The following is a 22,224-nucleotide window of genomic DNA, read 5'->3' as shown; positions in this document are numbered from 1 at the left end:
GCTGGCGGCAAAGTCAAAACGGACTCTGGCGCGATAATTATAACCCGGCGTCAAGCCGGGTTATATAAGACGAATACCTATATCAGGATAGATGAGGTTACCAGTCAGCGTACGGCACCAGCGGCTGCGGCGGCATGTCGAGGTCACCCTGCCACCCGGCGGCGGAGTAACGCACGTACAACAGCGCATGGCTTGGGGTGTAATCTTTGGCCTGCTGAATATCCACACCCGCGCCGATAAACCAGTTGGACGTGACCCGACGTTCGACGAGGGCCCGCGCCGTGTAGCCGAAGCCCTGGCTACTGCCGCCGCCGTTGGTATCATCGCTCGCGTCCTGCTTCCATTGCGACGGAATCAGATTCATCAGCGGATAACGTGGCTCGGTTTTCGTACGTGAATGCGACCAGGAGACAGATCCCCCCAGTTCCCACGACCAGTTTTCCGTGCGTTGGCGCCAGTTCACCGGCACGGCGAAGGAAACGTACTCCTGCGGGCTGTAATAGCCGCCCTGACCTAACGTATAGCCGCTCAAATCCTTCTGGTAGTGCCAGATCATGTTGTTCAGCCCGACGGTTACCCGACGGTTGTTCTCGTTGATGACCTTGTAGTAGTAGCCGGTCATCCAGCGCACGCGCCAGTTGTCGGCGACGTTTTTGCCGGTCAACTGATCGCCGCTCAGCGAGGCCCATACGCCGTTGGCCTCACCTTTATCGTAACTCAGGCTCAGACCGCCGCCGTTAGCACGCACGCCACCCCAGGTCGTACCGGGATGTGCGCCGCTGCTATTGTCTTTCTGTCCGCCGAAGGCCAGCAGCGAACTGGAAATCGGTCGACGGTGCGCGTTGAGCGTGTAGCCCAGCGGGCCGAGATCGTTGCTGTAGCTCAGGCTACCGACCACATCGACAACGTTAAAGCCAATCGGCGTGGTACCGATATCGGCGTTCCAGGTATCATTTTTCCAGCCCACAGCCACGCTGGCACCGCTATCGCTCTGATTCGCAGAGCCATTACAACGGGCTAAATCACAGGTTCCCCACTGCTCTTTATGGTAGCCATTTTTGTCGGTGGAGAAACTCCCGGCATCCATATTGACCAGATCGGATCGGAAGAACATCCGCCCATCGGCGAGCGGCGCATCCACCTGTAACATGGTGGTGTGAGCTTTCAGATCCGAATAACCGCCCGTGCCGCTGGAACCCCAGAAATCATGCTCCAGCGTGACGTTCAAATCCTGCTGACGATACAGGTCGGCCGCATCGCTGCGCACGCCGCGCTTGAGCCAGTCATCTTTTTCATCGTTACGCGTGAGGCGGGTAAAGGTGTCATTATCCTGCGGCCGCGCCGGGGTAACCTGCGCCGCCACCATGGCATCTTTGTAGGTTTCCAGCGCCTGCTGTGGGTTGCCGTCCTGCGCCTGATAACGCGCCGCGTCACGCAGCACCATCGCGCTTTCCATTGATGGCGGCTGCGCTTTTGCCTGCGGCACCAGCGCGGTCAACATTTTCTGGGCCGCACCCGTGTCGCCCAGTTGCGCACTCACCAACGCAATACGGCGCTGGGTACCGAGCGAACGCTCACCTTCTGCCGGCAGTTCGGCCAGTTGCTGACGCGCCGCCAATGCGTTGCCGTCAGCCGCGTAGACCTCCGCTAACCCCAGGTGGGCATCCTCATCATGAGGGTCTTTCGCCAGCACCGCGTTGTATTCGGTCAACGCTGCGGCGCTGTCACCCCTCTGCTGGGCCCAGTCGGCAAGGGTTGAATGAATGCGTGCAGACTCCGGCTGCTGTTTCAGCAACGCGATGGCCTGCGCCTCTTGTCCACCGTCGCGCAGACGGTTTGCCTGAGCAATCAGTTGGTCGCTGCGCAGACGCTGATCCAGCTCGCGAATGTTGTCCGTCCACTGCGACGACGGCAGCGCGGCCAGATGCGTCAGCGCCGCCTGATCCTGACCGTTACCGGAGAGATACAGACCGTAGGCGTAAACCTGATCGGCGTCGGTCGGTTTCTTATGCGCCAGGTTGAGCATCAGACGGTCGGCTTCGCCGCGTTGCCCCGCGCTCACCAGGTCGCGGGAAAGGCGATAGGTGATCCACACATCGTCCGGCGACAGCGCCAGGCGCTGACGCTGAAGCGTCGCCGCCTGCGCCCACTCACCGCGGTTTTCCAGCGCTTCCGCCTGCTGTGAAAGCCGGTCGTTGGTCAGGCTGCGTTCGATATCATCAATACTGCGACGCTGGCTGGCCGAGAGACCATTAATAAACGCGGTCGCTTTTTCCGGCGACTCGGCGCGATAGATATTGGCCAGCCCGCGCACCGCGCCGCTGTTGCCACGGTCAAGGCGCAGCGCCTGTTGGTAATAGCGCTCAGCCGCAGCGGTATCTTTACGGGCTATCGCCACGTCGCCCAGGCCTTGTACCGCATAGCTGTCGGTGGCATCCAGCTTACGCGCCTGCTGGTAGAAGCTCTCCGCCTGCGCCAGATTATTGGCTTTCAGCGCCGCGTCGCCTTTGCGGATCAACGGCCAGTACAGTTCCCAGGTTTGCGGTTTGTTCGCTTCCGCTTCGGCCTCTTTGGCCTTCGCAAGGAACACCGGATCCGCCAGCTGTTTTTGCTGCTCGGCCAGCAGCGCACGGGCGCTGTCCGCCGATTCACCGCTGGTGAAAATTAACAGGTAACGCTGTAGCGCCTGCACGCTGGACGGGCTGGCAGGCTGGTTTTTAATGGCCTTAAACCAGAGATCGGCTGCCGGTCCGCGACCGCCCGCCGATTTCGCCATCTGTTCGAGTACCGCAAATGCCGCATCGCGCTGGTTGTCGGCCAGGAGCGTATTCGCCAGCGTCATTTGCAGGCCAACGTTGCCGGGGTTTTTCTGGTTCAGCGACTGCAGTTGTTTGAGCGCTTCATTGTGCCGGGCGGGCAGTTTCGCCACCGCTGTCCAGTACTCCACGGCGTAATCGCCGTCCGGCGGCGGGCCGTTAAACGCTTTTTCATATTCCGCCAGCGCTTCCGGCACATGGCCGGTGGTGGCGAGTAAACGCGCCTGCTGTAGCGACTGACGCCCGGCATCGGTGTTCAAACCAATTTCCGCGCGCGAGGCGTTGTACTCCGTGGAATTGGGCGCGACCTGCGCCAGTTTTTTCAACTGCGCCTGCGCACCCGCGGTATCCCCCTGACGCAGCATGTAGCGCAGGCGAGCCGCCAGCACCTTCGGGTTATTGGGGTTAATCAGTTCTAACCGATACAGCGATTGCTGCACCAGATCTTCACGTTTGCTGGCCTCGCCAAGACGCACCTGGTTGAGCAACTGCTCTTCCGCCGAGGTGTCCGCGAAGACCGGCTGTACCAACGACAGCCCCAGAGAGAGGGTGAGTAAACTTAGTGTGAACTTGCGCATTCCTGGCCCCAGTCAGGTAGTAATTCGCCGCGGGCGCTGAAGCGAAAACGGTGTTGATCCCAGCCCTGACCAAAGAGGGTCAGAACATAACTATAATAAGCATCCGCGCCGGGAAAATGGTCGGTAACACGCTGGCGCTGAACGGCCTGAGCATCACGATCCTGTAAGAACGGCAGCAGTGAAGCCGAAAAACCAACCGGGCCATCACCGGTCACTTTCCCCGTGGCGATCGCCACTTTCTCCGGGGGAAGCCCCTGCCGGGCGGTCTGCGCCGCCATTGGGTTGAAGCGTTTAAGCAGACGCGCTTTTTGCGGGTCTGCGTCGTTCATCATTCCCACCCACAAATAGACGCGAATCGCATCATAGCCGCCGATCACATTCGCCTCTTTTAGCTGCCAGCCCTTCGCTTTTTCGTAGCTCACCCAGTCCGGCGAAAAGCCTTTCGGGGCGGTATCAAGCAGCAGTTTGAGGTTGGTATCGCGCAGCGTAGTCCACGGTGCGCCGAAGCGGCTGAAATACTGCGCCACCTGCGGAGGGAAGTAGCTGGGGTTAAAGCGCCAGCGCATCTCTTCGGCAAAACCGACGCGTCCCGGCAGAAGCATTAGCCCCAGACCCGGTACATTCACCACTTCCTCGGCAGCAATCTTCGCCAGCAGCGCTTTGCCGGTGTCGGTATAGTCGTCGTTTTTCCACAGTCGACCGGCCTCCAGCAACGTCCAGGCAATCCAGATATCGGAGTCAGACGCGGAATTGCTGTCCAGCACCGTCCACGCCTCTTCGCTCTTTTTACCCCATAACCACGCCGGAAGATGCTCGCGCAGTGAACCTTGCGCCAGATTGTTCTGCGTCCAGTTAAACAGAGTGGCGAACATCTGACGATCGTTGGCCGCGAGGGCAAAGAACAACCCATAGCTTTGCCCCTCTGAGGTGGTGATTTTGCGAGAATCACTGGGATCGATCACCCGCCCTTCTGCACTCACGTAATCCTTTTTAAACTGCTCCCAGGCCGGCCAGTCACAGGCAGCCTGTACCTGACCTCCAAGGGCGCACAGCAGAACGATCCAGCTCAGCATCTTCATCGCGGGTTACTCGTCTTCCGGATCCAGACGACGACGGCTGATGATACGCAGCAGACGCCACAGTACCCAGGCCAGCAGCACGATGCTGATCGCCGCGAAGATAGCCAGCAGCACCGGATGGTTGGAAAGCGCAAACCAAACGCGTTCAAACCACGGCAGGTGGCCGACGTAGTAGATATCCCCTACCCGCAGGCTGCTGACGCCGGATTCACGAATCACCGATACCGAACCAAACATCGCCGCGCGTTTACCGCTGTCGTTCAGCGCGCCATTCAGCAAGTTATAGCCGCTGGCGCTGTCCGCCAACAGGGCGATCACGCTACGTTGTTTGTAATAAGGCGATTCAAAACCCACCACCGCGGCCATCGGCCCTGAGGAGGTAATACCGGTTTGCACGCTGGCCTGGCGGTCATCCTCATCCATATAGATGCTCGGCAGGTCGTGGTGGCGCACCGGCGTTTTCACCCAGCTTTGCGTCGCATTGACCAGCAGGTCGATATGCTTGTCGTCTTTGAGCTGCTGCGGAATAGAGCCAATCAGCAGCAGGTCGGCATCTTTATTCTTAATCTGGCTACCCTCATCGACAATGGTCATGCTGGTGCCTGCCAGACCGGTTTGTCCACCCACCACGCCCACGGTATTCAGCAGCGTGCTGACCTGTGCTTCAGACGGCGTCTTCGGCATCACGATGACCGTATCGGACAGGTCCGCCATACGGGTGAACGGGAAGCCCGCGTTAGCAAAGGTGCGCAGATCCGGCATCGGCAAGAAGTGGTAATAGTCGGAGAAGTCGATCGTCGAGTCATCGCCAATCACCACGTGGTTTTGTACCGGCTGGAAGGTAATACAGTTCTCCAGCGTACCGCCTGGCATCGGGTTCATATACTGGAAGTCAAAGCGCAGCTGGTTCATCGCCCCCAGGCGCAGCGCCGGGATGCTAATGTCATTCTTGCCATCGAGCAGGCCCTGCAGCACCGGCAGGCGCAGCATCAGCTTGTTAACGTCCTGAGTACTATCCAGGTTAAATGACTGCAGGAACTGGTTGTTGAGGCTGATGTCCATCCGCGAGCTGTCTTTGACGGGCGGCATGGTGTAGCGATATTTCAGGTCCATATCGATGCCGGTACTGCGCATCAAGTACAGATCCGGCGGCAGATTCAGCGACAGGTTGATGGAGGCAGGCTCCAACCCGGTAGACTGTAGCTGCTGTTCGTAGGTTTTCAGCTCGCCGAAGGTGACCGGGCGGTCGGTACGTACCCAGTTCGGCGCGTCGTACGGCACGCGTGGCCGCAGCGGCTTCACTTCATCAACGGTGACGCTATCACCACGGAACAGAATGTTGCCCGAGGCAATGCCCTGCGCCGCTTTCAGCAAATCTTTATCGTCACGGCCAAACACCACCAGCAGCTTCATATACGGGTTGCCCGGATGGTCGATCATCTCGATCGTCGGCGCGTTGACCGCAGGATGATCGCGCAGGAAGTCCGGACGACGATCGTTGGTGGCAAAGACGATCGCGTTACGCTCCGGCAGCGTGTTAAACAGCACCGGGAAACTCTGTCCACGCCAGCCCGCTTTCGCGCCAAACCACGAGGCGATAATGCCCGCCGCCTGCTGCTGTTGCAGATCGGGCGACGCGGCAAAGACCATCGGCAGCTCCAGCGCGCGGTTGTCGCGCGTGTCAAAGAACGGCACCGGGAAGTGGGAAAGATCGTTACGCACTTTCAGCGAGCGGTAGGTCAAATCCAACGAGCTATTACGCGCCACGTCCAGCCAGACGGTATTGTTGGCCGGGTTTTCGCACACATCGCGGTAGTGGCCGATAAACTCAAGGCGAACGCGGTTAAAATCGGTGATGTACAGCGGATCGACGGCGATCTGCGCGGTCACTTTTTTACCTAACTGCTCTTTGGTCACCGGCAGGACGTCCATCAGTTCATCGTTCAGATAAACCTTCAGCTGCGAGGTAATCGGCAGCAGGGACGGCGACGGGGTGTAGGTCAGGTTAAGCAGCGCCTTCGACACCACTTCGTCGCTGCGCATGCCAAACTCCACGCCACCGTCCGGATTCGAACCGCGCAGCACCATGCTGCCCGGCGGTGGCGCAATCTGGGCGAAAGAAAGCTTTACGTCACGGCTTGGCGCATCTTCCACCACCACCGGCGCGGCGTCAGGCGTAGGCGCCGTCGCGTCCTGCTGAACGGTGGGCGTCACCGACACCTCTGGCGTCGTTTCTGAATGCGTCGTGAGCGGCAGTAAACTGCCCATACCCACTGCCACTGCACAAATCCAGGAAAGGTTTCTTTTCATCGCATAATCATCATTATTGTTGAGCCAAAGCCGATAGCGGATGCTCGACCACCGCGTCACGTTCCGGACGACGCGGTACAAACGAGGCCACCCACGCCACCAACAAGGTGAGCGACCGGAAAATTTCCTTTGCCACCGGCGGCGCAAACTCGGCCAGGTGACGATAACCACGGAACCCTAACTTCAGAATATCGAACAGACTTTCCAGCGGTTTATCTTCCGGGAAGCTGTCCTGCCACAGCGCCCACGTATCCGCGCGCGCAAAGGTACACTGTACAAAGTCGATATGCTGACGCGTGCTCATCGGCAGCAGCTTGAGGCCGACTTCGCTGCCCAGCACGCGCACCACCTGCGTAGGGAAGACATATTCCTGCTGGCCGCGTTTTAGCAGCAAATTCACCTTCTGCTCTTCCAGCACCTGAGCGTCGCCGTTGATACGAATGCCGACGCCACCGTCGGAGAAGTCGTGTACCGTACAGGAGAACAGGTGACCGTCTTCACGGGAAATTGCCCCCGGCATTTTGATTTCGACACGATGCGAGCGGCGCACCTGCTTGCTCTCAACCGACACGGCAACCGCGCCGCCGAGAATAATCAGGTTATAGAACACCCAAATCAGACTGATCCATACGGTGAGAATTTCGTTCTCCGGGCCGTACATATAGCGCCAGATGCCGAACGCCACGCCAACCAGGTTTAACAGCACAAGGAAGATATACGGTCTTGAGATCACCCAATCGACGTACTCTTCCTCCACCAGGCCGCCCTTAGCGGTCACGTTGAATTTGCCTTTATGCGGGTTAAACAGCGCTACCATGGTCGGCGGCGCGATGTACCAGGCCAGCACCGTTTCATAGATTTCACTCCAGAAGGAGTGGCGATATTTACCCTGAATCTTCGAGTTGGTGAGGCTGGCGTGAATCATGTGCGGCAGCACGAACAGCGCAATCATCAACGCCGGGGCGTAGATGATGTAAGCGTGTAGCAACAGGAAAGCCAGCGGCGCGGTCAGAAAGATCAACCGCGGCACACCCGATAAGAAGTGGAACATGGCGTTGAGGTAGCAGAGCCGCTGCGGCAACTTCAACCCTTTGCCTAACAACGGGTTATCCATGCGGAAAATCTGCACCATCCCACGCGCCCAGCGAATACGCTGGCCGATGTGCGCCGACAGGCTTTCCGTCGCCAGCCCCGCCGCCTGCGGCAGACGCATATAGGCTGAGGTGTAGCCACGACGGTGCAAACGCAGCGAGGTGTGCGCATCTTCGGTTACCGTTTCCACGGCGATACCGCCAATTTCATCCAACGGCTTACGACGGATGACCGCACACGAGCCGCAGAAGAAGGTCGCGTCCCACATGTCGTTGCCATCCTGCACCAGGCCGTAGAACAGCGTGCCTTCGTTCGGTGTTTTACGAAAACGCCCCAGGTTACGTTCGAACGGGTCCGGAGAGAAGAAGTGGTGCGGCGTCTGCATCATCGCCAGCTTTTTATCCTTCAGGAACCAGCCCATGGTCATTTGCAGGAACGAGCGCGTCGGCACGTGGTCGCAGTCGAAGATGGAGACGAACTCGCCTTTCGCCAGCTTCAGCGCGTTGTTGATGTTCCCCGCTTTTGCATGTTCATGCGTGGTACGCGCGACATACTCAACGCCGACGTCTTTCGCAAACTGGCGAAATTCTTCACGGGCGCCGTCATCAAGGATCCACACTTTCACCTTGTCTTTCGGCCAGTCGATGCCGAGTGAGGCATAAACGGTATTTTTCACCACGTTCAGATCTTCGTTGTAAGTCGGCACAAAGATATCGACCGTCGGCCATTCGTTCATGTCTTTCGGCAGCGGCACCGGATGACGATTCAGCGGCCAGACGACCTGGAAGTAGCCCAGTACCAGCACTATCCAGGCATAGGTTTCTGCAAACAGCAGAATCAGCCCGCATACCAGGCTGACGGGGTCGTTCCAGTTCAACGTCGAGGTATAGCGCCACCAGATGTAGCGGCAGGAGACCGTCAGCGACAGAACGATCAGCATCAGCGCGGAGAAACGACCGGGAATACGGCGCACCAGCAGGGCCACGCCCCACAACAGCATCAGGAAAATAAACTGTGAAATCGGGTTAAACGGCTGCGTGATACAAACCAGCGCCAGCAGCAGCGATAGCACCACGGCAACGCCAAGCACAAACCGTCGCAGTTTTGGGTTCAGGTGCGCCAGCTCTTTTTTATGGTCGAGATGGCCGGTTTGCGCGTTCACACGGCCCGGCAGCGACTCCGCCCACTGGTTATAGCGTTCACGCAGGCGATCGACGCCGGCGAAAGGGCGCCAGGCCACGGCACGCCGGGTTTCCGGCGGTTTGCTGATGATGAGCCACAGTGCCTGCAGCAGGTAACGCAGCGGATCTAATGGCCGGGGACGCGCAAAACGAATATGCGGAAACAGCTCATCCTGACGTGCTTGCAGCGCCTGCCAGCGCGGGTTTTCTAGCGGCAAAAACATCCACGCCAGCCCGACCCACAGGCAAGCTAGCGTTGCGGCGAGCCAGGAAGAGCCAGCACGCCGATAGCCGATATAGCGCGCACGTAGCTGCGCATACACCGACGGGACGAATATCCAGCTGCTAAGGCGAATCATGATTCGCGCTCCTCCGCCGGGTGATGTCCGGCATAGTGCATCAGGCACCAGTTGGCGAGGGTGATCATCTCTTCAGCGGCCAGCGAATCATGACGATACTCGCCCAACGGCTGCTTGCTGGCCAGGCTTTCGGCCATCGCCTCATCGCGATGGACCACCACCGGCACCAGATGGCGCTGTGTTTGCAGCCAGACCTGATACAGGTCTTCCTGCAGCGGGCTGCTCATGCGCAGGCCGTTAAGCAGAATATGGGTATTGGCAGGCAGCGGCTGCTGGTGCAAACGAATGTGGCAGTTGGCGTCCGGCTTCACGATGGTCAATGTATAGTGGCAAGCCTCAATAAGCGCAGGCGTCCACGGATAGAAGCCGTGCGGCACGTCGATAAGTATCCACTGATAGCGTCCCTCACGCTCCAGCGTCTGGACAATTTCGGTGATGATCGACAGCGTGTCGCTGAGTACGGCCACATTTTGTCGATCGCCGGGTTGCAGTTTGCCGAACGGCAGCAGGTCAATTTGCGCGGTATAGCGGAGCGCGGTATCGCGCCAGTCATTACCGTCCCGCACTGCGCGCGCCCAGCCGCTTTCACGAGCGATATCATCGTTAAATGACAGGCGCAGCATATTGTCGGGGCTGGCATCGATAACCAATACCGACTCCCCGAGCAGTTGCAATGACCACGCGAGGGCCGCCGTGATTGACGTTGTGCCCACGCCACCGCGCACGCCCTGTAATCCCAGAATAGCCATTCGGCTTCCTTATTTTTGTTCGGCTTTTTGTTCTGCAAACTCTGATAGCAGCGGCCAGCGCTTAAACGCCGCAGCTAATTTTTCACGCTGGGAAATATCAGTGTAATCTATATTGGGTAGAGAGAAAGCTCGGCTCAATGCGAGAAAATCATTCTGGAAAGTGTAACCGAGTTGCGAATCAACTGATGTCATAGGTTCGTTATCTGGCATTTCTTTACTCCCTCTGAAATCAAAGTACGAATGCGCCACCTCTTTCGAATGGCAACCTTTCCATGAAATTCGTTTATACTCATCATACTTCAGATGGCAATGAGCACATCCACTTCTACTCATTCCAGCCACATAGTTATGCAATTTCCAGGGGATTTACACACTTATCGCCTGACGATAACTCGAATTATTTAGAGTATACATGCTAAATCTGATGCTATTTAATTTCAATATTAGGTTTATTCTGGCGATGACACTAGTAAACTTATACGCAGGATTTTCGTCGATAAGAGGGACCCGATGAACCCCATATTTTCGCTAGGTATTCAGTCGCTGTGGGATGAAGTGAGCCATATGCCCACAGGCGGCGTCTGGTGGATCAATACTGACCGCCATGAGGATGCCGTTAGCCTGCTGAATCAGACGCTTTCCGCGCAGCCAGATTCGGCCCATGTCGCCGTCGTCGGTATGGGAGGAAATCCCAATGACCTCATAGAGTTAAGGGATAATTCCGGGCCAAAAAAAATTGCGCTATTTACCATGCAGGATAGCCAGAATGGTCTACACTTTATGCGCCGCGATTTACTCTGCACGCTGGAGCCCAAAGATTATTTCGTTATCCTTTTATGTTCCCACAACGCCTGGGAAAATATATCGGGAAAAAAACTTCTCGATTGGGTAAACAAGTCTCAACAATGGGCGAAATACTACCATTGCACTCTTTTAGTTCTTAGCCCTGGCAACAATGCCGATGCCTTAACATCACATCTTCTGGGTGAATATCGTTCACTTTCCGGCCTCGCAAATTTACGTTACCAGGGTGATAGTCAACTCCTGGATATATCTTACTGGGCGAATGAAAAAGGCGTTAGCGCCCGTCAGCAGCTTTTAATTAAACAAAATGACAACGGCTGGCATTTAGCACAGGAAGAGGTTGCCAACGTGCAACCACGCAGTGATGAAAAAGAAGTTCTGAGTAATATCAATATTCTTGAAGGCGCACCGCCGCTGTCAGAACACTGGACGTTATTCGAAACCAACGACGCCGTATTTAATGCCGCGCGCACCGCCCAGGCCGCAACGGTCATATTCTCACTCAACCAGAACAGCCAGGTCGAACAACTGGCCCACTATATCCATACCTTGCGTCGCCAGCGCGGAAGCGCATTAAAAATCATCGTTCGCGAGACCACGGCAAGCCTGCGCGCCACCGATGAGCGCCTGCTGCTCAGCTGTGGCGCTAACCTGGTGATTTCGGCAAACGCGCCGCTGTCTCGCAGCCTGACGTTGATTGAAAGCGTGCAAACGCAGCAGTTCAATCGCCACGTACCGGAAGACCTGAGCACTCTGCTGGCCAACACGGAACCGTTGAAGCTGAAGGGTTATCAGAAGTGGGATGTATTCTGCGACTCGGTGCAAAAAGTGATCAACAACACCTTACTCCCCGCCGACAGCAAAGGGGTGATGGTCGCTTTGCGCCCGGCGCCGGGACTGCGCGTTGAGCAGGCGCTCACGCTATGTCGCCCTCACCGTATGGGCGACATCGTCACCATTGCCGACCAACGTCTGGTGTTGTTCCTGCCATTCTGCCGGGTCAATGACCTGGACAAAGCGCTGAACCATATTTTTCCGCTACCTACCGGCGATATTTTCTCTAACCGCATGATTTGGTTCGAAGATAAGCAAATTGCCTCCGAACTGCTGATCATGCGCGACGTGAAGCCAGAACTGTGGACCAAACCACTGCAGATGGCGCCAAAACCGACCAACGTCATCAACGCCACTTACGAGGGCAACGGCTGGCGTCGTTATCCCGAACCACTGCGTTTGTCCGCCGATACCGAAGAGAAATCGTCATGATGTCAATAAGCGATATTATTCAACTCGTGGTACTGTGCGCGTTTATTTTTTTCCCGTTGGGATATCTGACGCGCCACCATCAACGTCGGATTGAAAACGCCTTCCGCTTGATGTTTCTTAAACCCCGTTATGTTAAGCCAGTAGGCGTATTGCGCCGGGATCTGGCCGTCAGGGCAAAATCAAAAAATGACTAATTCGACGCAAAACGCCACCGCGACGCCTTCTTCCTCCTGGCATTACTGGCGGGGCCTATCCGGCTGGAACTTCTATTTTCTGGTCAAATTTGGCCTACTGTGGGCCGGATACCTGAATTTTCACGCCATGCAGAACCTGGTATTTATGGCCTTCCTGCTGTTCCCGTTGCCCAACAGCCGGCTGCACCGTTGGCGACACTGGATTGCGATACCTATCGGCTTTGCGCTGTTCTGGCACGATACCTGGCTGCCGGGACCGGAAAGCATTATGAGCCAGGGCTCGCAAATTGCAGGTTTTAGCGCCGATTACATTTGGGACCTGATCACGCGTTTCATCAACTGGCAGATGGTTGGCGTCTTCTTCGTACTGCTGGTCGCCTGGCTGTTCCTGAACCAATGGATTCGTATTACGGTATTTGTTGTCATCGCCATGGTGTGGATTAACCTGAACGCGCTCCTTGGTCCCTCCTTTAGCCTGTGGCCTACCGGGCAAAATGCGACGGCGACAACCGCCAACACGGCAGCGCCAACGGCAACAACAGGCACAAGTGCGGCTGCAAACAGCGATATTCCGGCACAAACCGCCGCGCCGACATCAGATAACCTGAACGCCTGGCTGAACAGCTTCTACACTGCGGAAAGTAAGCGCGTCACGACTTTCCCAGCGGAGTTGCCGGCTGACGCTCAGCCATTTGACCTGCTGGTTATCAACATCTGCTCGCTGGCAAATTCCGATCTCGAAGCTGCCGCGCTGATGCAACATCCGCTGTGGTCGCACTTTGATATTCGCTTTAGCAACTTCAACTCAGCCACCTCTTACAGTGGCCCGGCGGCGATTCGCCTGTTGCGCGCCAGTTGCGGTCAGCCATCACACACCAGCCTGTATCAGCCCGCGGGCAACCAATGCTATCTGTTCGATAATCTTTCAAAACTGGGCTTTAAGCAGAACCTGATGCTCGACCACAACGGTGTTTTCGGCGACTTCCTTAAAGAAGTACGTGAAAACGGCGGCATGCAGAGCCCGCTGATGGATCAGAGTAAACTGCCGGTCAACCTGCTGTCATTCGACGGTTCACCGGTGTATGACGACCTCGCCACGCTGAATCGCTGGATGCAGTCTCCGGATATTCCTGCGGGTGGCCGTTCGGCGACCTTCTACAATATTCTGCCGCTGCACGACGGTAACCATTATCCGGGTCAGAGTAAGACCGCAGACTATAAAGCCCGTGGACAGAAGCTATTCGATGAACTGGATGCCTTCTTTACCGAGCTGGAAAAATCAGGTCGTAAGGTGATGGTGGTGGTCGTTCCTGAGCATGGCGCGGCATTGCAAGGCGATAAGATGCAGGTTTCCGGCCTGCGCGATATCCCAAGCCCGTCGATTACCCACGTTCCGGCCGCCATCAAATTCTTTGGTATGAAGGCGCCGCATCAGGGTCCGGCAATCGACATCACCCAGCCAAGCAGCTATCTCGCCATTTCCGAGCTGGTTGCCCGCGCGGTGGACGGCAAGCTGTTCACCGAAGACAGCGTTGATTGGTCCGCGCTGACCAGCAACCTGCCGCAGACTGCCGCCGTGTCGGAAAACTCCAACGCTGTGGTAGTGCAATATCAGGGCAAACCATACGTTCGCCTGAACGGCGGTGCCTGGGTGCCGTATCCGCAATAACCGTTCATTGGGGTTAACGAAAAAGGCCGCAGAGCTTCCTCTGCGGCCCGGTTCGGGCGCATGTGCCATTGCGGCAGCCACAACGCCCCGTCAGCTTAGAACCTGAAGAAGTGACGTACCAGCGCGACCACCAATGGGCCGACGATGGAGGTCACAACCGCAAGCACTAATGCCTCGTTGAGCGTCATACAACCGCCTGTATTGCAATGGCAACGGTTCGCGGCTATCCTCTTGTTGTCTAGCAAGTGAATGGCCCTCGTTATGTTGCCGGTTGATACCAAACAACGTGCGGGGGCTTTCTCTTTTCAGCAACTCATGCCGCCGGGGATCAAGCCCCCGCAACATTGCGCCTCACCGGGAAACCCGGCTTGCCGTCAATAATACGGCAATCGACCTTTCAACTCGCCGGAAGAGACGCCTTTTCAGAATTGCGCCCGAAAACAAAAAGGCCGCAAAGTTTAACCTCTGCGGCCTTTAAGATAGTCAGTACGTTACACGCTCTTTTCTGGATTCTCATCCTGGTCAACGGCAAAGCATGCCACCAGCTGACCGCCATAATCTTTAAGCTGCGGCTGAAGCTGCGTGCACGGCCCGAAGCGTCGACGGCAACGCGCGTTGAAGGCGCAACCCGGCGGCGGATTCAGCGGGCTTGGCAGCTCACCAGTCAGTTTGATGCGCTCGCGGCGATCGTCCGGATTCAGACGCGGCGTTGCGGAGAGCAGCGCCTGGGTGTACGGGTGACGCGGGTTGTTGAAGATCTGGTCTTTCGTGCCCTTCTCCACGCAACGGCCTAAGTACATCACCATCACTTCGTCGGCGATGTGCTCCACCACCGACAGGTCGTGGGAGATAAAGACGTAAGACAGCCCCAACTCCTGCTGCAAATCCATCATCAGGTTCAGCACCTGCGCGCGAACGGAAACGTCGAGCGCGGAGACCGGTTCGTCGGCAATCACCACGTCCGGGTCGAGCATCAGACCACGAGCGATAGCGATACGCTGGCGCTGACCGCCAGAGAACATGTGCGGATAACGGTCGTAGTGCTCCGTTTTGAGACCCACTTTCGCCATCATCGCCAACGCTTTTTCACGGCGCTGCTCTTTGCTGAGCGAGGTGTTAATCAGCAGCGGCTCTTCCAGAATCTGCCCCACCTTCTTACGCGGGTTCAGAGAACCATACGGGTTCTGGAACACAATCTGGATTTTCTGCCGACGCAATTTTTGCGCGTGTGGATCGTGCTTGAGCAGATCCTGCCCCTGGTAGTACAGCTCGCCGCCGGTTGGCACTTCAATCATCGTCAGCAGGCGACCCAGGGTCGATTTGCCGCAGCCGGACTCGCCTACCACAGCAAGCGTTTTGCCGCGTTCAAGAGTAAAAGAAACGCCGTCCAGCGCCTTCACCAGGCGCTCAGGGGCAAACATCCCCTTCTTCACCGGGTAATGTTTTTTCAGGTCAATTGCCTGCAGCAGCGGCTGCTGCGAGGTGGCCTCGTGCGTACTCATAGTGTGGGCCTCCCGGCATCATCGAGTGGGTAGTGACATTTCGACTGGCGAGCACCGTCAACGGTATTTAGCTCAGGCTCTACGCTGCGGCATTTATCCGTCGCATAGGGGCAACGCGGGTTCAACAGACAGCCGTTCGGGCGGTCGTATTTACCCGGCACGACTCCCGGCAGCGAAGCCAGACGCGCTTTATCCTGAGCAAATTCGGGTAACGCGCGCAGCAGCGCCTGAGTATAGGGATGGCGCGGCGCGCGGAAAATGTCGCTGGCCGCCCCCGTCTCTACCACCTGACCGGCGTACATCACGATGATTTTGTGCGCGGCTTCAGCCACCAGCGCCAAATCGTGAGTAATCAGGATCAGCGCCATGTTCTCTTTCTGCTGTAATTCCAGCAGCAGCTCGATAATCTGCGCCTGAATGGTCACGTCGAGCGCGGTGGTCGGCTCATCGGCAATCAGCAGCTTCGGACGGCAGGCAATCGCCATGGCGATCATCACGCGCTGGCTCATCCCACCGGACAGCTGGTGCGGGTAAACATCCAGACGTGATGCCGGATCCGGAATCCCGACCTGATTCAACAGGTCGATTGCCCGCTGACGGCGCGTCTGTTTGTTGCCGCCCTGGTGCACTTTAATCGCTTCCATAATCTGGAAGCCGACGGTGTAGCACGGGTTCAGGCTGGTCATCGGATCCTGGAAGATCATCGCCACTTCTGCACCCACCAGATTGCGACGCTCTTTCTCGGAAATACGCTTCAGATCCTGACCGTTAAACATCAGGCTTTCAGCCATAACGCGGCCGGGATAATCAATCAGCCCCATGATCGCCAATGAGCTAACAGATTTACCCGAGCCGGACTCGCCGACAATACCAACGACTTCGCCCTGACTGACGCTATAGCTCACGCGGTCTACGGCTTTAAACGGTGTGCCTTCGTCGCCGAAGTGCACCGATAATTTATCTACATTTAATAACGCCATCTCGAACCTCTTACTGCTTCAGTTTGGGATCGAGCGCGTCACGCAGACCGTCACCCATCAGGTTAAATGCCAGCACCGTCAGCAGAATCGCCAGCCCCGGGAAGGTCACCACCCACCAGGCACTTTGGGCAAACTGCAGAACGTCAGAGAGCATGGTGCCCCATTCCGGCGTAGGCGGCTGTGCGCCCATCCCCAGGAAGCCGAGGGCAGCCATATCGAGAATGGCGTTAGAGAAACCGAGCGATGCCTGAACAATCAGCGGCGCAAGGCAGTTTGGGAAAATATTGACGAACATCTGGCGCATCGCCCCGGCGCCCGCGACGCGGGAAGCGGTTACGTAGTCGCGGTTGACCTCCACCAGCACGGCGGCACGGGTTAGGCGGACGTAGTGCGGCAAGGCGACAAAGGTTAATGCCAGCGCGGCGTTGCCGATCGACGGGCCGAAGATAGCCACCAGCACCAGCGCCAACAGCAGGCTAGGCAGTGCCAGCATAATATCGACGACACGCATGATGATGTTGTCGACGAGGCCGCCAAAGTAGCCCGCCACCAGGCCAAGGATGATCCCCAGCACCAGCGACAGCACTACCACCAGACAGCCAACCAGCAGCGACAGACGCGCACCGTACATCAGGCGCGACAGCACGTCACGACCAACGTCATCGGTGCCCAGCAGATGCGCCAGACTACCGCCGTCCTGCCACGCAGGCGGAGCCAGCAGCGAATCGCGGAACTGATCCGCCGGGTTATACGGTGCAATCCAGTTGGCGAAGATGGCAATAAACAGCACGATAACCACGTACACCAGGCCAACCACCGCGCCTTTATTGCGCTTAAAATAGTGCCAGAATTCCTGTAATGGGGTCATCGGCACCGGTGCTTTATTCTCAGTAACTTGTGACATGACGGCCCCTTACTTCTTATGACGAATGCGCGGGTTCACCACGCCGTACAGCAGGTCTACCAGCAGGTTGACGAGGATAATCATCGTCGCCACCAGCAGCACCCCACCCTGCACCACCGGATAGTCACGGCGTTGCAGCGCGTCAATCAACCAGCGCCCCAGCCCCGGCCAGGAGAAGATGGTTTCCGTCAGAATCGCACCAGCCAGCAGCGTACCAACCTGCAGGCCGATAACCGTCACCACCGGCAGCATCGCGTTACGCAGCGCGTGCACGATGATGACGCGCATGCGGGTTAACCCCTTGGCACGCGCGGTACGGATATAGTCTTCACCCAGCACTTCCAGCATGGATGAGCGGGTCATACGCACAATTACCGCCAGCGGAATGGTCCCCAGCACGATAGCCGGCAGAATCATATGCGCCAGCGCATCGATAAAGTTGCCTTCTTCGCCCCAGATAGCGGTATCAATCAGCATAAAGCCGGTAAGTGGGTTGGAGTCGTCAAGGAACACCATGTCGCTGACGCGCCCGGAAACGGGGGTCAGGTTCCAGTGCACCGACACCAGCATGATCAGCATCATGCCCCACCAGAAAATCGGCATGGAGTAGCCAGTCAGCGCGAGGCCAACGGCGGTGTGATCGAAGATAGAACCGCGCTTCACCGCGGCCAGCACGCCCACCGGAATCCCCACGGCGACGGCAAAAATCATGGCGCAGATACCGAGTTCCAGTGTCGCTTTAAAGCGCGGCACAAACTCATCCCACACCGGGAGACGACTCTTTAATGAAATCCCTAAGTCACCGTGCAGCACGCCCCAGATATAGTGGAGATACTGCTGCCACATTGGCTTATCCAGGCCGAGTTCAGCCAGCAGCTGGGCATGGCGCTCAGGGGAAATACCACGCTCGCCCGCCATAATCATTACCGGATCGCCGGGAATCATATGCACGAAGGCAAACGTGAGGAGGGTGATACCGATAAACGTCGGGATCACCAGACCCAACCGTTTGAGGATGAACTGCAACATAACCCTGATTCTCTCTAATGACGTCCCGCCTGGTCACAGGCCGTCTGTATTGCTCACAAATCTGCCGCCAGTTCTCAACACGAGAGGCGCAGATACGGCGCGGCTTCCCGCCCCAAAGGGGGCAGGAAGCATGCGCGGCCTGTTAAGGCGTCGTCTTTATTATTCGATCGATACGTTGTCGAAGTGGTGTTTGCCTAATGGGTCAACCACGTAGCCTTTGACTTCTTTACGCACTGGCTCGTATACGGTGGAGTGAGCGATGATCAGCGCCGGAGCCTGGTCATGCATCACTACCTGAGCCTGTTTGTACAGTTCAATACGCTTGTTGTGGTCGTCGGTCGCACGCGCCGGCTGAATCAGGTCTTCAAACGGCTTGTAGCACCAGCGAGAGTAGTTGGAGCCGTCTTTCGCCGCTGCGCAGCTGAACAGGGTCGCGAAGAAGTTATCCGGATCCCCGTTGTCGCCGGTCCAGCCCATCATCACGGCCTGGTGTTCGCCCGCTTTCGCACGCTTGAGGTACTCGCCCCATTCGTAGGTCACGATCTTGGCCTGTACGCCAATCTTCGCCCAGTCAGCCTGAATCATCTCAGCCATACGGCGAGCGTTCGGGTTGTACGGACGCTGTACCGGCATCGCCCACAGCTCAACGGTGAAGCCTTTATCCTGGCCCGCTTCTTTCAGCAGCGCCTTGGCTTTTTCCGGATCGTAGCTGTAGTCTTTGACGTCGTCGTTATAGCCCCACATGGTTGGCGGGATCAGGTTTTTCGCGGCTACGCCAGCGCCCTGATAAACGGCTTTGATGATCGCTTCTTTGTTAACTGCGTAGGTCAGCGCCTGGCGCACTTTCACGTCATCAAACGGTTTTTTCTCGGTGTTGAAGGAGAGATAGCCCACGTTCAGGCCAGCCTGTTCCATCAGGTTGATGCTCTTGTCTTCTTTCATGCGCGCGATGTCTGCCGGGTTCGGGTACGGCATCACCTGGCACTCGTTTTTCTGCAGCTTGGCATAACGCACGGAAGCGTCAGGCGTGATGGAGAAGACCAGACGGTCGATCTGCGGCTTGGTGCCCCAGTAGCCCGGGAAGGCTTTGTACAGAATACGGGAGTCTTTCTGGTACTGCACCAGCTGGAATGGACCGGTACCGATTGGGTTCAGGTCCACTTTCTCCGGCGTACCGGCTTTCAGCATGTTGTCAGCATATTCTTTAGACAGAATAGAGGCGAAGTCCATTGCCAGGTCGGCCAGGAACGGCGCTTCCGGGCGAGTCAGCACGAACTGTACGGTATGATCGTCGACTTTTTTCACTTCGCTAATCAGGTCTTGCAGGCCCATGCCTTCAAAGTATTCATAGCTGCCGCCAGAAACTTTGTGGTACGGGTTCTGTGGGTTCTTCTGACGGTCGAAGGAGAAGACGATATCGTCGGCATTCACGTCGCGAGTTGGTTTGAACTCTTTGTTATCCTGCCACTTCACACCCTGACGCAGGTGGAAGGTATAGGTTTTGCCGTCCGGGCTGATGTCCCATTTCTCGGCCAGACCCGGAATCACTTCCGTGGTGCCGGTTTTGAATTCAACCAGACGGTTATAGATAGGTACGGAGCTGGCATCATAGGTGGTACCAGACGTAAAGAGCTGTGGGTTAAAGCCTTCCGGCGAGCCTTCTGAACAATAAACCAGGGTTTTGGCCTGTACGCTGGCAGCAACGGTCATCGCGACCAGGCTGAGGCCCAGCTTCAGCATCCCTGACTTCTTCAAGGAAATACTCATTATTCTGCTCCAATGTGATATGTGTTGTTTTTACCCTTTGCATTGGGTTACACCGCCTGACCTTATTTTTTATTTAACCGGCTGGGTCGATGCATATAGAGGCGAGGGATTCCTTTCACTGGAACATCTGAGTTGCAGTGCGGATTCTCCATGAAATGCCCCTCATGCCGTACAATCTGTCAATAGAATGTGAAAACGTCAATACAGTTAACCGGGATTTGTACTGAAGGTGAGAATGGATGGGCAAAGATTAAAAAAACCCCGAAGCACTATTTTCAGCAGAGAAATTTATGCTATGGGCATGAAGGCAGAGTTATTCACTTAATACTTTGCAACATTCAGTGATTAACAATTAGTCATTATGTGAAAAATTTCTTTCGATATGCTGATTATCTGAGCGATTAATGCCGCGAACGTTAAAACGCACAGGTGAAAATGCTGAGGTTACCCATAAGTAGCGTGAAAAAAGATTCGTCTATGCATATAAAAATACAATGGAATATGTCACATAATTGTGAACAAACAGTGAGAAAATAGTTCTTTGGATGGATAAGAGCAGGCCAACGGCCCGCTCTCATAAACTTATGGTTTTACACGCGCCTGACTTCGCTTTTCACTCCAGTTAAACAACGAGTTGACCAGAATCGCCGTCAACGTCCCCGCCGCCATGCCGTTACCAAACACCATCTGCACGCCTGACGGGAAATTTTGATAAAGACCCGGCACCAGAATAGGCAGCATGCCCATCGCCAGCCCCATTGCCAGTGCGTAAGTTTTTCCCGGTGTGTGCAACGGTTCACGAGCGATCATATCGATACCAATCACCCCGATAATGCTGAACACAATCACCGCCGTACCACACACCACCGGCCCTGGCAGGCAAGTCGCAAGACGTACCAACGGTGAGAACAGCGCAATCAGAATCAACAGCAGCCCTGCTGCGGCGGTGACATAGCGTGATTTGACATTGGTGGTGCGCACCACACCGATATTTTCGCCGGAGGTAATAATTAGCGATGTCCCGAAAATCCCCCCCAGCAGCGACATAATGGCATCGCCGCGAATCGTACGCGGAATCGCTTCACGGACGTTCTGCGTAGAATTAACAATCTCCGCCGTCGCAATCGTTTGCCCAGTTGCTTCAGCCATAGAAATTACCGCGTAAATCAGCAACGGCAACGAAGCGGAAAGGTTGAAAATGGGCCAACCGAAGGGGAACAATTGCGGAACGCTGAACAGCGGGCCGTGGCTCACGCCGCTAAAGTCGGCACTGCCCAGCATCATGCCCAACAGCGTACCGGCAAGCAGACCAAACATCACAGCAAGCTGGCGCAGAATACCGGTAAAGACCAGCGCGAAAACCAGCGTAATCAGGATCGTTCCCAGCGATAAAATAATACTGGTCGGGTGAGCAAAATCCGTGCTTCCCGGCTGGCCAATAATCAATCCGCCGTAGAGACGAATCAGGTTTATCGACACCATCAGCAGCATAATGCCGATAATAAAGGGCGGGAAATGGTGCAGGCAGCGGCGGAAAATGGGCAGCGCCAGAAAGTAGAACAACGACGTTAAGATAACCGCGCCAACGGCCGTCTGGATATTAGTTTGCAGAGCGATAGCGACAAAAATCGCGATCGGCGCGCCGCCGGGCACCATGATAAACGGCAGGCGCGCGCCTACCCCTTTCACGCCCAGGCTTTGCAGAATCGCGCCCAGCCCGCACATCAGAAACGTGGCGCTCAGCACCGAAGCGGTCACCGCGTCGGTAAAGTGCAGCGCTTTGGCGATCAGAAAAACGGAAGTGATGGGGGTCGCGGCGACGACCAGCACATGCTGAAGCGCCAGAAGAAAGGTCGTTTGCCAGGGTAATGCATCGTTGTCCGGCGTGGTAAGGCCAGGTTGCGGCATGATTGCCTCCCGTTAAACATCAAAAAATGACCGCCAG

At 56.5% G+C, this 22,224-nt stretch carries 15 protein-coding genes; 3 read left to right on the top strand and 12 right to left on the bottom strand.

Annotation, left to right across the window (positions count from 1 at the left end):
* Positions 1-97: 97 nt before the first annotated feature.
* Genes bcsC through bcsR form a run of 6 tightly spaced genes read right to left on the bottom strand, consistent with a single transcriptional unit; the run spans position 98 to position 10,374 of the window.
* Entirely contained in the window at positions 98-3,394 is a 3,297-nt protein-coding gene (gene bcsC, locus K7B04_RS06585; RefSeq protein ID WP_223803725.1) for a cellulose synthase complex outer membrane protein BcsC, read from the bottom strand.
* Positions 3,376-4,473: a cellulose synthase complex periplasmic endoglucanase BcsZ gene (gene bcsZ, locus K7B04_RS06580; RefSeq protein WP_223803724.1), complete on the bottom strand. Its 1,098-nt coding sequence runs from the start codon at positions 4,471-4,473 to the stop codon at positions 3,376-3,378. Before bcsZ ends, bcsC begins: the two co-directional genes overlap by 19 nt.
* A 6-nt stretch (positions 4,474-4,479) precedes the next feature.
* Positions 4,480-6,783 carry a cellulose biosynthesis cyclic di-GMP-binding regulatory protein BcsB gene (gene bcsB, locus K7B04_RS06575; RefSeq protein WP_223803723.1) on the bottom strand — a complete coding sequence of 768 codons (2,304 nt, stop codon included), beginning with the start codon at positions 6,781-6,783 and terminating at the stop codon, positions 4,480-4,482.
* A gap of 13 nt (positions 6,784-6,796) precedes the next feature.
* Positions 6,797-9,415 (bottom strand): UDP-forming cellulose synthase catalytic subunit, encoded by a 2,619-nt coding sequence (bcsA, locus tag K7B04_RS06570; RefSeq protein ID WP_163446849.1) that lies wholly within the window; start codon positions 9,413-9,415, stop codon positions 6,797-6,799.
* The gene (gene bcsQ / locus K7B04_RS06565; RefSeq protein ID WP_163446851.1) at positions 9,412-10,164 is read right to left on the bottom strand and encodes a cellulose biosynthesis protein BcsQ; all 753 of its coding nucleotides are present in this window, start codon (positions 10,162-10,164) and stop codon (positions 9,412-9,414) included. Before bcsQ ends, bcsA begins: the two co-directional genes overlap by 4 nt.
* Before the next feature lie 9 nt (positions 10,165-10,173).
* Positions 10,174-10,374, bottom strand: a complete 201-nt coding sequence (gene bcsR, locus K7B04_RS06560) for a cellulose biosynthesis protein BcsR (RefSeq protein WP_064541198.1) — start codon at positions 10,372-10,374, stop codon at positions 10,174-10,176.
* Positions 10,375-10,674: 300 nt separating this feature from the next.
* On the opposite strand from bcsR, the gene bcsE reads away from it, so the two are divergent.
* From bcsE to bcsG, 3 genes are read left to right on the top strand one after another with little or no spacing between them, the layout of a single operon-like run.
* Positions 10,675-12,234, top strand: a complete 1,560-nt coding sequence (gene bcsE / locus K7B04_RS06555; protein WP_167574857.1) for a cellulose biosynthesis protein BcsE — start codon at positions 10,675-10,677, stop codon at positions 12,232-12,234.
* The gene (gene bcsF, locus K7B04_RS06550) at positions 12,231-12,428 is read left to right on the top strand and encodes a cellulose biosynthesis protein BcsF (RefSeq protein WP_163446853.1); all 198 of its coding nucleotides are present in this window, start codon (positions 12,231-12,233) and stop codon (positions 12,426-12,428) included. Before bcsE ends, bcsF begins: the two co-directional genes overlap by 4 nt.
* Positions 12,421-14,097 (top strand): cellulose biosynthesis protein BcsG, encoded by a 1,677-nt coding sequence (bcsG, locus tag K7B04_RS06545; RefSeq protein WP_223803722.1) that lies wholly within the window; start codon positions 12,421-12,423, stop codon positions 14,095-14,097. Before bcsF ends, bcsG begins: the two co-directional genes overlap by 8 nt.
* Positions 14,098-14,588: 491 nt before the next feature.
* Here the strand turns inward: bcsG and dppF are convergent, their stop codons facing one another.
* From dppF to K7B04_RS06510, 6 genes are all read right to left on the bottom strand, one after another.
* A complete protein-coding gene (gene dppF / locus K7B04_RS06535) occupies positions 14,589-15,599 on the bottom strand; it encodes a dipeptide ABC transporter ATP-binding subunit DppF (RefSeq protein ID WP_163446857.1) in 1,011 nt (336 codons plus the stop codon).
* Complete coding sequence (gene dppD, locus K7B04_RS06530; protein WP_167574856.1) at positions 15,596-16,579, bottom strand: dipeptide ABC transporter ATP-binding protein; 984 nt, start codon at positions 16,577-16,579, stop codon at positions 15,596-15,598. The genes dppF and dppD overlap by 4 nt, the downstream gene beginning before the upstream one ends.
* A gap of 10 nt (positions 16,580-16,589) precedes the next feature.
* A complete protein-coding gene (dppC, locus tag K7B04_RS06525; protein WP_064541183.1) occupies positions 16,590-17,483 on the bottom strand; it encodes a dipeptide ABC transporter permease DppC in 894 nt (297 codons plus the stop codon).
* A gap of 9 nt (positions 17,484-17,492) precedes the next feature.
* On the bottom strand, positions 17,493-18,512 hold the full coding sequence (dppB, locus tag K7B04_RS06520) for a dipeptide ABC transporter permease DppB (protein WP_064541180.1): 1,020 nt from the start codon (positions 18,510-18,512) through the stop codon (positions 17,493-17,495).
* Between the two features lie 159 nt (positions 18,513-18,671).
* Positions 18,672-20,279 carry a dipeptide ABC transporter periplasmic-binding protein DppA gene (dppA, locus tag K7B04_RS06515; protein ID WP_163446861.1) on the bottom strand — a complete coding sequence of 536 codons (1,608 nt, stop codon included), beginning with the start codon at positions 20,277-20,279 and terminating at the stop codon, positions 18,672-18,674.
* Positions 20,280-20,861: 582 nt separating this feature from the next.
* Positions 20,862-22,187, bottom strand: a complete 1,326-nt coding sequence (locus K7B04_RS06510; protein ID WP_163446863.1) for a uracil-xanthine permease family protein — start codon at positions 22,185-22,187, stop codon at positions 20,862-20,864.
* Between the last annotated feature and the right edge of the window lie 37 nt (positions 22,188-22,224).

The sequence above is a fragment of the Kluyvera sp. CRP genome (assembly GCF_019930565.1).
GTDB classification, from domain to species: Bacteria; Pseudomonadota; Gammaproteobacteria; order Enterobacterales; family Enterobacteriaceae; genus Kluyvera; species Kluyvera georgiana_A.
This window is presented reverse-complemented; position numbering and strand designations above follow the sequence as displayed.

Bases quoted from the DNA above. Each gene is read 5' to 3' on its own strand.
- bcsB (WP_223803723.1), bottom strand. From the start codon at position 6,783: ATGAAAAGAAACCTTTCCTGGATTTGTGCAGTGGCAGTGGGTATGGGC.
- bcsZ (WP_223803724.1), bottom strand. From the start codon at position 4,473: ATGAAGATGCTGAGCTGGATCGTTCTGCTGTGCGCCCTTGGAGGTCAG.
- bcsF (WP_163446853.1), top strand. From the start codon at position 12,231: ATGATGTCAATAAGCGATATTATTCAACTCGTGGTACTGTGCGCGTTT.
- dppA (WP_163446861.1), bottom strand. From the start codon at position 20,279: ATGAGTATTTCCTTGAAGAAGTCAGGGATGCTGAAGCTGGGCCTCAGC.
- dppB (WP_064541180.1), bottom strand. From the start codon at position 18,512: ATGTTGCAGTTCATCCTCAAACGGTTGGGTCTGGTGATCCCGACGTTT.
- bcsE (WP_167574857.1), top strand. From the start codon at position 10,675: ATGAACCCCATATTTTCGCTAGGTATTCAGTCGCTGTGGGATGAAGTG.
- bcsA (WP_163446849.1), bottom strand. From the start codon at position 9,415: ATGATTCGCCTTAGCAGCTGGATATTCGTCCCGTCGGTGTATGCGCAG.
- dppD (WP_167574856.1), bottom strand. From the start codon at position 16,579: ATGGCGTTATTAAATGTAGATAAATTATCGGTGCACTTCGGCGACGAA.
- bcsR (WP_064541198.1), bottom strand. From the start codon at position 10,374: ATGCCAGATAACGAACCTATGACATCAGTTGATTCGCAACTCGGTTAC.
- K7B04_RS06510 (WP_163446863.1), bottom strand. From the start codon at position 22,187: ATGCCGCAACCTGGCCTTACCACGCCGGACAACGATGCATTACCCTGG.
- dppC (WP_064541183.1), bottom strand. From the start codon at position 17,483: ATGTCACAAGTTACTGAGAATAAAGCACCGGTGCCGATGACCCCATTA.
- bcsC (WP_223803725.1), bottom strand. From the start codon at position 3,394: ATGCGCAAGTTCACACTAAGTTTACTCACCCTCTCTCTGGGGCTGTCG.
- dppF (WP_163446857.1), bottom strand. From the start codon at position 15,599: ATGAGTACGCACGAGGCCACCTCGCAGCAGCCGCTGCTGCAGGCAATT.
- bcsG (WP_223803722.1), top strand. From the start codon at position 12,421: ATGACTAATTCGACGCAAAACGCCACCGCGACGCCTTCTTCCTCCTGG.
- bcsQ (WP_163446851.1), bottom strand. From the start codon at position 10,164: ATGGCTATTCTGGGATTACAGGGCGTGCGCGGTGGCGTGGGCACAACG.